The organism is Micromonospora sp. NPDC047074 (assembly GCF_040643815.1).
Classification (GTDB): Bacteria; Actinomycetota; Actinomycetes; order Mycobacteriales; family Micromonosporaceae; genus Micromonospora.
The window spans coordinates 342,762-355,166 of sequence record NZ_JBEYVB010000003.1; the positions used below are offsets into that span (position 1 = coordinate 342,762).

9 protein-coding genes are annotated in these 12,405 nt (G+C 71.5%); 4 read left to right on the forward strand and 5 right to left on the reverse strand.

Annotated elements, in window-relative coordinates; translation table 11 throughout:
* Positions 1-21 precede the first annotated feature (21 nt).
* Positions 22-240: an MbtH family NRPS accessory protein gene (locus ABZ809_RS08080; protein WP_357561727.1), complete on the reverse strand. Its 219-nt coding sequence runs from the start codon at positions 238-240 to the stop codon at positions 22-24.
* Between the two features lie 69 nt (positions 241-309).
* Complete coding sequence (locus ABZ809_RS08085; protein WP_357561728.1) at positions 310-1,587, reverse strand: MFS transporter; 1,278 nt, start codon at positions 1,585-1,587, stop codon at positions 310-312.
* 192 nt (positions 1,588-1,779) lie between these two features.
* On the opposite strand from ABZ809_RS08085, the gene ABZ809_RS08090 reads away from it, so the two are divergent.
* Together ABZ809_RS08090 and ABZ809_RS08095 are read left to right on the forward strand one after the other, a co-directional pair.
* Positions 1,780-3,303, forward strand: a complete 1,524-nt coding sequence (locus tag ABZ809_RS08090) for an MFS transporter (RefSeq protein ID WP_357561729.1) — start codon at positions 1,780-1,782, stop codon at positions 3,301-3,303.
* A gap of 46 nt (positions 3,304-3,349) precedes the next feature.
* Positions 3,350-3,916 (forward strand): TetR family transcriptional regulator, encoded by a 567-nt coding sequence (locus tag ABZ809_RS08095; RefSeq protein WP_357561730.1) that lies wholly within the window; start codon positions 3,350-3,352, stop codon positions 3,914-3,916.
* Between the two features lie 54 nt (positions 3,917-3,970).
* Here ABZ809_RS08095 and ABZ809_RS08100 read toward each other — a convergent pair whose 3' ends face one another.
* From ABZ809_RS08100 to ABZ809_RS08110, 3 genes are all read right to left on the reverse strand, one after another.
* A complete protein-coding gene (locus ABZ809_RS08100) occupies positions 3,971-4,723 on the reverse strand; it encodes a DUF899 domain-containing protein (RefSeq protein WP_357561731.1) in 753 nt (250 codons plus the stop codon).
* A gap of 331 nt (positions 4,724-5,054) precedes the next feature.
* Positions 5,055-7,616 (reverse strand): glycosyl hydrolase family 18 protein, encoded by a 2,562-nt coding sequence (locus tag ABZ809_RS08105; RefSeq protein ID WP_357561732.1) that lies wholly within the window; start codon positions 7,614-7,616, stop codon positions 5,055-5,057.
* Positions 7,617-7,747: 131 nt separating this feature from the next.
* Positions 7,748-8,560 carry an SDR family oxidoreductase gene (locus tag ABZ809_RS08110; protein WP_357561733.1) on the reverse strand — a complete coding sequence of 271 codons (813 nt, stop codon included), beginning with the start codon at positions 8,558-8,560 and terminating at the stop codon, positions 7,748-7,750.
* Positions 8,561-8,731: 171 nt separating this feature from the next.
* Between ABZ809_RS08110 and ABZ809_RS08115 the strand changes: the two genes are divergently transcribed.
* Together ABZ809_RS08115 and ABZ809_RS08120 are read left to right on the forward strand one after the other, a co-directional pair.
* Positions 8,732-11,524 (forward strand): exo-alpha-sialidase, encoded by a 2,793-nt coding sequence (locus tag ABZ809_RS08115; protein ID WP_357561734.1) that lies wholly within the window; start codon positions 8,732-8,734, stop codon positions 11,522-11,524.
* Between the two features lie 26 nt (positions 11,525-11,550).
* On the forward strand, positions 11,551-12,405 hold the full coding sequence (locus ABZ809_RS08120) for a carbohydrate ABC transporter permease (protein ID WP_357561735.1): 855 nt from the start codon (positions 11,551-11,553) through the stop codon (positions 12,403-12,405).

Sequence of the window (12,405 nt, forward strand, 5' to 3'; positions counted from 1 at the left end):
GCGCCCTCGTCCGCCGCGGCGTCAGCCGGTGGTGGCGTGCTCGTCCATCCAGCGCCGCAACGACAGGGGCCGCATGTCCGTCCACACCTCGTCGATCCGGGCGAGGCATTCGCCGCGTGACCCGGTGGTGCCCTCACGCCGCCAGCCGGCGGGCAGTTCCCGGTCGTCCCACCAGATCGAGAACTGTTCCTCGTCGTTCACGACCACCGCGTACGTCCGGGTGTCGTCGTCATCGCTCATCGGATCGCCTCCGCTCGAAGGATTCCAATGTGTCCATACGCTGTCAAGGAGTTGGTCGATCTCCGACCGTCAGGCGGAGGTGGGCCGTGCGGTGGTCTCGACGGCCGGTCCGGACGTCGCCGGAAGCGCGCCGGTGCGTCCGTCGGTCCGGGGCGTCCGGGCGACCCAGCCGACGGCCGGGCCCGCGGCGAGCGCGCAGCCCACGAAGATCGCCGCGACGACCCACCAGCCCCAGCCACCGGTCTGGACGGCGAGCAGGGTCAGGCCGACCGGGGCGAAGACGTCCGCCGCCGAACTGATGGTCTGCGCCGTGCCGAGATAGGCACCGCGCGCGGCGGCGGGCGGCACGTTGGTCTGGAAGTACCAGAGCGCCGCCGAGAACCACAGCTCGGTGGTCGTCACCAGCACCACGACGCCGACGAGCGCGACGACGGTCCACCCGCCGCCGGTCCGACCGGCGAGCGCGGCCACGGGGCAGGCGACCGCGGTGACCAGGGCGCCCCGGCGGATCAGGCGGGCCGCGCCGGGAAGCGAGTCCGCGCCGCGCGCCGCGGGCACCTGCAACGTGATCACCAGCACCGTGTTGAGGGCCAGCATCGCGCCGAGGACCGGTTTCGGGACGTCGGTGTGGGTGATCGCCCAGAGCGGCAGGATCTCGACGAGGATCACCGAGTGGAACATCATGACGGCGAGCAGCACGGCGGTCGTGACGTAGGGGAGATCCTTCAGCACCGCCCACCGGGAGGCGGGGGCCGATTCGTCGTGCCGCACCACCGGCGCGGCCGGCAGTCGGGCGACCAGGCCGGCGTTGAGCAGCGACAACGCCGAGTTGAGCAGCACCATGGCGACGAGCGCGGCGGGGGAGTCGAACGCCAACGCGAGGGCGCCGAGCCCGGTGCCGACGGTGAATCCGGCGTTCAGGTACGAGCGCGCGTACGCCATCGTCCGCACCCGGTCCTCCGCCGGCATGGCGGCGGCGGTGTAGATGGTGCGCCCGGCGTTGGCGAACGAGTCGGTGACGGCGGCGACCACCATCAGCACCACGAAGCCGGCGAAGGACGTCACGAGCGGGTAGGCGGCGAACGTCAGCGCCGATCCGAGCGCGCCGAGGGCCCATGACCGCTGCCCGCCGATCCGGTCGGCCAGCGCGCCCAGCGGCAGCGAGGTGACCACCCCGGCGAGCCCCGCGATCGAGAAACCGATCCCGATCTGCACCGGGCTGAGCCCGAGGACCTCGGTGAAGAACACGATGCTGCCGGTGAGGAACGTGCCACTGCCGACGGCGACCATGCCGGACTGGTACGCGATCGCCCGGGGCAGGCCCGGCGGTGGCAGGAGCCGGGACACGACAGATCGGTGACCGTCCATGATGGCGGTCAGGCTACCCGGAAGGCCGGCGGCAGTGCGGGCCTGCGGCGCGGGGTAGCGGTGACGGTGACTGCCCAGCGCCGGCACAGGCTTCACTTCACCCCATTAGTTGAACGTTAGTTCTAATTGAACTATCGTACAACTGTTTGTGGGTCGAACAAGGAGGAGCTGATGAGCGGAAGAGCTGCCGTACCCGCGGGCGTACGGGCGTGGGCGGGGATGGCGGTGTTGGCGCTTCCTACGTTCCTGCTGGGATTGGACGTGACGGTGCTGTATCTGGTGCTGCCGGCCATGGCGGCCGACCTCGCGCCGTCGGCAACGCAGACGCTGTGGATCATGGATGCCTACGGCTTCTTGCTGGCCGGGTTCCTCGTCACGATGGGCACCCTGGGGGACCGTGTCGGGCGGCGCCGGTTGCTGATGATCGGGATCGCTGCGTTCGCAGCGGTCTCGGTGGTCGCGGCGTTCGCGCCGAGCGCGGAGCTGCTGATCGCTGCACGCGCCCTGCTGGGGATTGCGGGCGCGACCCTGATGCCGTCCACGCTGTCGCTGATCTCGAACATGTTTCCCGACCCGCAGAAGCGGGCGGTGGCGATCGGGGTGTGGGCCACGATGTTCGCCGCCGGGATGGCGGCCGGGCCGATCGTCGGCGGTGTGCTGGTCGACCGCTTCTGGTGGGGTGTCGCGTTCCTGTTCGCGGTGCCGGTCGCTGCGATCGTGCTGCTGGGGCGGGCGCTGCTGCCGGAGTACGCGGACCCGCATGCTGGTCGGCTCGACTTGACCAGCGTGGCGTTGTCGCTGGCGGCGATCCTTCCGATCGTCTATGCCGTCAAGCACGCTGCCGGCGAGGGCTTCGATGCCAGCGTCATCATCGCCGTGGTGGTGGGGGTGATCGCCGGCGCGGCGTTCTGGCGCCGGCAATCCCGCCTGGCCGACCCGTTGCTGGACGTCTCCCTGTTCGAGAACCGGGCGTTCAGCGTCGCGCTGACCGTGCTGCTGGTCGGACTCGTGGGTATGGGCGGCACCATGTACCTCGTCACGCAGTACCTGCAACTGGTGGAAGGGTTGAGCCCGTTCGTGGCGGGCCTGTGGATGGGGCCGCCCGCGCTGGCGATGTTCACCGCCGGCATCGGCGCGCCCGTGCTCGCCCGGCGCATCCGGCCGGGCTACGTCATGGGCGGCACACTGGGCGTTTCGCTGATCGGCTATGCCCTGTTGGCCACCGCCGGCCTGGACGACGAGCTGCCGGTGGCCGCGGGGTTCGCATTCGTCTACCTCGGCCTGGGCGCGATCGCCGCCCTGGGCACCGACATCGTCGTCGGCGCCGCACCGGCAGCGAAGTCCGGTTCGGCAGCGTCGCTGTCCGAAACCGTCCAGGAACTCGGCATCGCCGTCGGCGTGGCCATCCTGGGAAGCCTGACCACCGCGATCTACCGCACCCACCTGACCGTGCCAGCCGGCCTGTCCGACGGAGAGGCAACGGCGCTGACCGACAGCCTCAGCAGCGCCGTCGCGATCGCCGATGACCTCCCACCCGCCGCGCTGGTCGATGCCCAGCTCGCCTTCACCACGGGGCTGAACGTCTCCACCGTGGTCGCCGGGCTCGCGATCGCCGCCGCCACGGTGCTGTGCCTGCGCATGCTGCGCCACGTGCCCCAGCTCGGACAGGCGCAGCACACCGACGCCGACGTTTGAACGATGGTCCGACTATCCTCGGGATGAAAGTCGTGAGGAGGTGGAGATGACCGGCCGGGACGACGCCGAACACGCCGACGGACGCTTCGCCCGCGGCGCGCGACGCCGAGGCGAGATCATCGAGGCCACGCTGGCGGTTGTCACCCGTGACGGCGCCGCGGGCGTCACCCACCGCACCGTCGCCAAGCAAGCCGGCATCACCACGTCCCTGAGTACGTACTACTTCTCGACTCTCGACGACCTGCTCGTCGCTGCCCTGACCAGCGTCGCCGACGTCTACACCGCCCGCATCCGCCAGATCATCGACGCCCCCGGGGACAAGCTAGCCGGCTTGGCCGAACTCATCGCCGAGACCGCCGGTGCGGGCCGCGAGCGTGCGCTGGCCGAACGGGAACTCGCCACCCTCGCAGCCCGCCGGCCCGCACTGCGGCCCGTGGCGCGCCGGTGGCGGGAGAACGTCGCCGAACTCTCCGCCACCCTCACCGACGACCCCGTCGCCATCGCTGGAGTGGTCGCTGCCTCCGACGGGCTTTGCACCGCGATACTCCTCGACAACGGACCCGCCGACCCGGAGCACCTTCGCGCGGTCCTGCAACGAGCACTCCACAACTGACCATCTCGACGCGCGGCGTTCTTGGCCGGTCTGGTGGGGCCCGCCTTCGTCAGGTCACACGAGGTCGGGCGTGGCGCCTTCCGTCGGGCGCGGGGGCGCCGCATGGTGCGCGCACTGGTCAGCCTCGGCGCCGTAACGGTCTTGCAGCCGCATCCAGGAGTAGGTCGGCTCCTGCGGCCACCCCTCGGGGGAGTCCTCCCAGGACTCCTGTCGTCCGTAGGGGGTGAGATCGAGGAGGTCGAACACGAGCATGAACGGCTCCTCGCCCCGGGCAAACGTCGACCACGAATGGAACACGCGGTCGCGGCGTCGGATGAAGACGCTGATCGCCTGCCGTTCCTCTCCGTCCTGTGTGGCCCCGAAGTCGTCGTTGAAGGTCGTTCCTCCGGAGGACACCCACGGCAGATCCCATCCCATCCGCGTGCGAAATGCCGTGAGCTTCTCGATCGGTGCACGGGACACGAGCGCGAACGATGTGCGTCGCGCCCGCAGGTGGCTGAGAGGGCCGATGTGGTCGGCCATCATCGAGCAGCCGTCACATCCTTCCTCCCAGTCATCGGCGAACATGAAGTGCTGCACGATGAGCTGCGGCCGGTCTCCGAAGAGGCCGAGGAGACTCACCGGGCCATCGGCCCCTTCGAAGACGTAGGGGGTGGTGACCTCCACGACGGGCAGCCGCCGCCGCATGGCCGCGACGGAGTCCTTCATCCGCGTGAGCGCCTTTTCCTGCAGGAGAAGCACGCGCCGTGCTTCCGCCCACGCTTCGGCATCCACGACGGGAGGCAGAGGAAGGTCGATCTCTGTCATGTGCCGCTCCATCCGTTTGTCCGTACACCTTGTCATGGCGGTGTGCGGCCCGTCAGGCTCGGCGGATCGGGGGCCCGGACGCTGATCGCGATCGCGCAGCAGACCAGGAGCACGATGAGGTCGCGTCCGCTGGGGGTAAATGTGTCAGACGCAGTCCGGCGCGGATCAGGTCTGCGGCCGGCCGGAATGGCAGGACGTCATGCACGGCCTGAAACCAGGCGGAAAGCTGTCCCGCCGGGAAGGTCACCGGAGAGAAGAGCATCACCGGGCGGCACGCGAACGGGAGCCGGGTGGGCGGGTCACCGGTCGACCGGTGACCCGCCCACCGTCCTCAGCAGGGGCCGTTGTCGGCCCAGACGTCCTGCGTGCCCGCGCCCGGCACGTCACCCTGCGTCCACCACCGGGCGGTCCACCGGCGGCCGGCGTACGAGACCTGGGCCCCGCCGGTGTACGCCGTCCCCGCCGACCAGGCCGGCGCGGTGCAGGACCCGCCGGGCGGGGTGGTGGTCGGCGACGGGCTGGCCGGCGGGGACGCGGTCGGGCTCGCCGGCGGGACGGTCGGGGACGCCCCCGCGCAGGGTCCCTCGTCGGCCCAGACGGCGGCGCTGCCCGGGGTCTCGCCCTGCGTCCACCACCTGGCGCTCCAGGTGCGCCCGCCGTGCGACACCCGCACCCCGCCCGAGTAGGCGGTGCCCGCCGACCAGGCCGGGGCGGTGCAGCTGCCACCCGGCGGGGTGGACCCGGTCGGGCTCGGCGTCGGGTTCACCGGCACGGCGCCCCGGGCGTGGTCGCTGGCCAGCGAGTACGTCTGCCCGCCGAAGGCGAGGGTGAAGTTGGCCGGGCCCGAGATCGGCAACTGGTAGTTGAGGGTCACCTCGGCGTACGCCCCCGGGGCGATGGCGGCCGGCACGGTGAGCCGCACCCGGTGGTAGTCGCCCCGCAGCCCGCCGACGTTGCTGCCCGTGTGCCCGGTGGAGACGACGCTCAGGGCCCAGCCGGACTGCTGGGTCAGGGTCGGCGTGGTGGTCGGGTAGTCGAACTCCAGTTGCGCCCCGGCCGGGATCGGGCTGCCGGTGTTGTTGGTCAGCCGCAGCTCGGGGTTGATCGGGTAGTTGTTGTCGCCGAGGGCGAAGCCGCCGAGCGTGGCGGTCACGGCGATGGTGCGGCTCGGCAGGGCGGTGGTCGCCCGCCGGGCCCCGTACGCGGGCGCCGCGCGGAACTTGTCGTGGAGCAGGCCGGTGAGTGTCTCGCCCATCACGTACTGGCCCTTGGCCTGGTCGTAGGCGTAGTCGCCGGCGAGTTCCCAGATCATCACCCCGCCGAGGCCCTTGTTCACCACGTAGTCGGCCTTGGCGCCGAGGGACTGCTCGTCCTCGGTGGAGAGGAAGACGCTCTTCTGCGCGTTCCACAGCCAGGGCGCGACCAGCGCGGAGGAGTAGTTGCGGGCGTAGCTGCCGCTGATCCGGTCGGCCGGGTCCGTGGCCGGGGTCAGGCCGTACGCCGACAGGTAGTCCGGGGTGATGCCGCGTTCCAGGTTCTTGGCGTGCCACATCGGGTTCGCCCCGGCGGGCACCTCCCTGCCCGCGTCGTCCAGGTCGTGCCAGAGGTTGTCGATGCCGACCGCGCCGTTGCCGCAGGGGGTGGTGGAGCCGATCGACGAGCCGGTGCCCGGCGGGCACTTGGTCTGGTCGGGCAGGGCGGCCCGACCCCACAGGCCGTTGGTGCCGCCGGTGACGCCCTGCCAGCCGCGGGTGTAGTAGGGCACGCCGATGTTGACCCGCCCGCTGGGCATCGCGCCCCGGAAGTAGTGGTAGGCCCAGTCGGTGTTGAGGTAGCCGATGTTGCCGTAGGCGCCGTAGACGCCACCGGCGATCAGCTCGGCGTCGTCGCCGTTGTCGTAGAGGGCGGCGTTCGGCCCGACGTGGTGGTTCCAGGACCCGTGCAGGTCGTACGACATGATGTTGACGTAGTCGAGGTACTGCAGCGCCTGGGAGGACTCCATCCCGCGCAGCAGCCACCCGGAGGCGGGTGCGGCGACGGTGAGCAGGTAGTGCTTGCCGTCCGTGGCGGCAGCCGCGTCGAGCTTCTCCCGCAGCGTCCTCATCAGCACCTGGTACGAGGCGTTGAGCCCGGCCCGCTTGGCGTCCGCCTGCGCGAAGTCGAGCGGGTGGCCGGCCTTGTTGTTCGAGGTCGGGTACTCGTAGTCGATGTCCACCCCGTCGAAGCCGTAGGTGCGCAGGAAGGCGACCACGGAGTCGGCGAAGGTGTTGATGCCGGCGGTGTTGATCGTGTTCGCGCCGCTCGTGGTCATCCGGTAGAAGCCGCCCGCGTCGATCCGGGTGCCGTTGGCGTCGATGTAACCGCCGGTCTCGGCCCACCCGCCGACGCTGATCAGCGTACGCACGTTCGGGTGCTGCTTCTTGTACTTGTTGAGCAGGTTGAAGTGCCCGGTGTAGGCGTACTGCGGATCCATCTCGGCGCCGGCGACGCCCGGCCAGGTCATGTTGGTGGCCGGGTTCTCCGCCGCCCTCGGGTCACCGACGGAGATCTTGTTGGCCGCGTCGACGTGTGCGAAGGCGTAGTTGATGTGGGTGATCTTGTCCCAGGGGATCTGGCTGGCCAGGTACGCCGGGGCGCCGTTGCGCCCGGTGCGCCAACTGGTGAAGTAGCCGATGATGCGCCGGGAATGGTCGGCGCCCAGCTTCTCCCGCCCCTCGGCGTCGTAGACGGTGCAGTACGGCACCGCCGCGCCCGGCGCCCGGTAGAGCCCGTCCGGCCGGCACGCCTCGTCACCCGCGGCGGAGTGCGCGGCGGGGGCGACGACCAGCACTGTCGCCGCGGCCAGCAGACCGACGGCGCCGCCGACGAGCAGCTTGTTCAACCGCTTTCGCAACGCGCCACCTCCAATGCTAAACAAACTTAACTATTAGGATAGTTAAATGTATACCTGGATGCCGGCCCGCGGCGCAAGGACGGGGTGTAGGCGGCGTCGCGCCGCCAGCGCCCGGCTGCCCGCCGGTGGGGTCAGCCCCGCACCGAGCGCCAGTCGTGCGACTCCAGCGAGTTGGCCTGCGGACCCATCATCAGCATGCCGCCGTCGACCGACCAGGAGGCGCCGGTGACGTACGCGGCGGCGGGCGAGGCGAGCAGCGCGACCACGGCGGCGACCTCCCGCGCGTCCCCCGGCCGCCCGACCGGTACGCCGGGACGTTCCTCGGTGAACGGGTCGACGTCCTCCTGCCCGGTCATCGGGGTGGCGATCTCGCCGGGGGCGACCGCGTTGACGGTGATGCCGTCGGCGGCCAGTTCCTGCGCCATCACCCTGGTCAGCAGGCCGAGCCCGCCCTTCGCCGCGCAGTACGCGGCCGAGCCGACCCGGGGCGCGTGCTCGTGGACGCTGGTGATGTTGACGATCCGGCCGCCCAGCCCGGCGGCCCGCATCCGCCGGGCGGCCCGCTGCCCGCAGAGGAACGGGCCGTCGAGGTCGACGGAGAGCACCTCGCGCCACTGCTCCCAGCCGGTGTCGACGAAGGGCGTGGACGCCCCGGTGCCGGCGTTGTTGACCAGCACCCCGAGCCCGCCGAGGCGCTCGGCCAGCTCGTCGACGACTGCGTCGGCCCCCGGCAGCCGGGTCAGGTCCAGGTGGGCGACCTCGCAGCGCCGGCCGGCCGCGCGTACCTCGGTGGCGGTCCGTTCGGCGCCCCCGGCGTCGCGGTACCAGGTGACGCCGATGTCGAAGCCGGCCCCGGCGAGGGCGACGGCACAGGCCCGGCCGATGCCGGAATCGGCGCCCGTGACGATGGCGATCCTCGGATAGTGCTCGTAACGCGATGGCATGCCGGCGCACTACCCGTTCCACGCGGACGCAACCCTGCGTCGATGCTCGTTCACGCAGGGGATTGTCTGCGTCGATGCGCTCTGACATCCTCCATCGTGGATGCTGCCAGCGGCGGTCGCCAATCCGGAGGGCCGCGCTGAGGTGGCGCCGTCACCTGCCGGAGGGACCTCGTGAAGCGCAGACGTCGCCATCTGCTCGCAGGACTGGCGGTCGGTGCCCTGGTGGCGTCGACCGGTCTCGTCGGAATCCACTTCGCCGGCGCCGAGGTGCCGACCCCCGCCGCCGCGACCGGCGACGGGGAGATGCCGGGGGCGCTCGGCGCCCACATGGAACGGCTGCGCCAGGCCGTGCCTGGCAGCGACGGCATGTCGCCGGACGGGCCCGGCAACGCCGCGCAGCAGGAGTTCCTGGAGCGCGCGTACCCGGCCAACACGATCAGCATCGCCCAGGTCGACCGCTCCAAGTCGGCGTACGCCGCCGCCGAGCGGCGCGCCGGCGGCACCCGGGGCTGGACGAACATCGGCCCCAGCGAGGCCCTCTACCCGTTCACCGAGTTCCGCAACGCCGGCAACTACGTCCCGAACGCGTACGTCGCGGGCGGCCGGGTCACCTCCATCGACATCGCCCCGGACTGCACCGCCCTGCTCTGCCGGGCGTACGTCACGCCTGCCGGCGGCGGCGTCTGGGGCACCCTGAACGTCCTCGCGGCCGAACCGAAGTGGTTCTACCTGGGCGGGCCGCTGGGCATCAACGCGGCCGGCTCGGTCAAGATCGACCGCAACGACAGGACGGGGCTGACCATCTACGTCGGCACCGGCGAGGCGAACACCTGCGCCTCCGGCTGCGTTGCCGGCGTCGGGCTCTACAAGTCCACGAACGGCGGCGTCACCTGGAAGGGCCCGCTGGGCAAGGACGCCCTCGCCGGCAAGGGCATCGGTGAGATCACCATCAAGCCGGGCGATCCGAAGACGCTCTACGTCGCCACCACCACCGCCCTGCGCGGCATGTCCGGCGCCTGCTGCACCGGTGTCACCCGGCCCGTTCCCGACGCCGAGAAGTGGGGCCTCTACAAGTCCACCGACGGCGGCGCCACCTGGCGGTTCGTCCACAACGGCTCGGCCGACGCGACCCAGTGCACCGGCAGCGCCGCGGAATACGCCAACACCGCCGCCTGCTCGCCGCGCGGGGTGCGCTACGTCAAGCTCGACCCGCGCGACGCGAACGTCGTCTACGCCTCCTCGTACGCCCGGGGGGTGTGGCGCTCCGCGGATGCCGGCGCCACCTGGACCCAGATCAAGCCGTCGCTCAACCCGGCGGTCTTCCAGACCCGGGCCGCGATCGACGTCACCGCCCTGCCGGACGGCAGGACCCGCATGTACGTCTACGAGGGCAACCTCGGCAACCCGTACTCGCGGCTGTTCCGCAGCGACGACGTGGCCGGCGGCGTCCCCGCGTTCGCCGACCTGAGCAGCGCCAACCCGGCCGACCCGGGCTACGCCACCTACAACCAGTGCACCGGCCAGTGCTGGTACGACGTGTTCGTGCACACCCCGGCCGGGCATCCCGACATCGTCTACACCGGCGGCTCGTACGTCTACGGCGAGACCGTCGCCCACAAGCGGGCCGTGGTGCTCTCCACCGACGCCGGCGTCAGCGGCACCGACATGACCTACGACGGCACCGACGAACTGCACCCCAACGGCCTGCACCCCGACCAGCACGCCCTGGTCACCAACCCGCGCGACCCGTACCAGTTCTTCGAGGCCAACGACGGCGGCGTGATGCGCTCCAGCGGCCAGTTCGTGGACCGCTCGGCCTGGTGCGACAACCCGGACCGCAACCTGGCCACCGACGCCCAGAAGAACCGCTGCCGGCAGATGCTGTCGAAGATCCCGTCGAAGCTGGACGGCATCAACACGGGCATGAACACGTTGCAGTTCATCGGCCTCTCGGCCAGCCCGCACGACCACCGCCTGCTCCAGGGCGGCACCCAGGACAACGGCACCTGGGAGAACAAGGGCGAGCGCCGGCGCTGGGTCAACACGATGATCGGTGACGGCGGCGCGTCGGGCTTCGACGTCGGCAGGCCGGAGTTCCGCTTCCACACCTTCTACGACGCCTCGCCCGAGGTGAACTTCGCCGGTGGCGACATCGGCAGCTGGATCTCGATCTCGGACCCGGTCTTCGGGCACCCGGGCACCCTGTTCTACGCACCCGTGGTCAGCGACCCGAAGGTCAGCGGCACGATCTTCGCCGGCACCTCGCGCACCGCCTACCGGACGAAGACGTTCGGCCTGGGCGACCGCAGCCTGGCCGAGGCCGACCGCATCTGTAACACCTGGACCGGCACCTTCGAGGCGCAGTGCGGCGACTTCGCGCCGCTGGGCACGGTCAACCTCACCGACGCCGCGTGGGGCGACCGGGCCGGCGGGGCCGTCTCGGTCGTCGAGCGCGTCGCCTCCGACTCGTCCACGGCGTACGCGGCCACCAGCACCGGCCGGGTGTTCGTGTCGCGCAACGTCGACGCCGAGCCGGCGTCGGCGGTCACCTGGACGCGCATCGACACCGCCGCCACGCCGAACCGCTTCGTCACCGGCGTCCACGTCGACCCGGCCGACCCGGCCCACGCGTGGGTCTCCTACAGCGGGTTCAACTCGAACACCCCGGCCACGCTGGGGCACGCGTTCGAGGTGCGGCTGGCGGGCGCGGGCGCGACCTGGACCGACCGGTCGTACGACTTCGGCGACCAGCCGATCACCGACCTGGTCCGCGACGACGTCACCGGTGATCTCTACGCGGCCACCGACTTCGGCGTGCTGCGGCTGGCGAAGGGCGCCACGACCTGGGCGAAGGCGGCCCGGGGCATGCCGAACGTGGAGGTCGCCGGGCTGACCATCGTGCCGGGCAAGCGGGTGCTCTACGCCGCCTCGCACGGCCTCGGCGCCTGGCAGCTCGCGCTCTGAGGAAGGCGACCATCGGCAACGACACGGTGCGGGGCCGCGCGCGCGGCCCCGCACCGCTGCCCGCGGCGGCCGGCCGCGCATGGCGCACCCTGGGCGCGGCCTTCGTCCTGCTCGTCTTCGTCCCGCCACTGCTGCTGCTGGTCTCCGGTTCGCTCACCGAGCCGGGCCTGCCGCCACCGCCCACCCCGCAGCTCGTGCCGCAGCCGGTCGCCACCACCGGCTACCAGCAGGCCGTCGAGCTGGGCGGGCTGCTGCGCGCCTCGCTCAACTCGGTAGTGGTCGCGGTCGTCGCCGTGCCGCTGAGCGTGCTCGTCGCCTCCCTGGCGGGCTTCGCGCTGACCCGGATCGCCCCGCGCGCCACCGGCGTGGTCGTGGCGGCGTCCCTGGTGGCGCTGATGGTGCCGGCGACGGCGCTGCTCGTGCCCCGATTCGCGATCTTCCGCGTGCTCGGCCTGACCGACACCCTGGTGCCGCTGGTCGCCCCGGCGCTGCTGGGCACCTCGCCGCTCTACGTCCTGGTCTATCACCTGGCGTTCCGGGCGTTGCCCAGCGACCTCTACGACGCCTGCCTGGTGGCGGACCTCTCGCCGCTGCGTACCTGGTGGCGGGTGGCCCTGCCGCTGGTGCGCCCGGTCACCGCCGGCCTCACCGCGCTGACCTTCGTGCTCACCTGGTCGAACTTCCTCGACCCGCTGGTCTACGTCTACGACCGCGAGCTGTTCACCCTGCCGCTGGCGCTGCGCTCCCTGTCGGTGCTGGACCCGACGAACTTCCCGGTGTTCCTGGCCGGTGCGGTGCTGGCCACGGTGCCGGCGCTGGCCGTCTTCGTGCTCGCCCAGCGGCGCTTCCTCCACCACGACGACCCGACGGGACGAGACTGA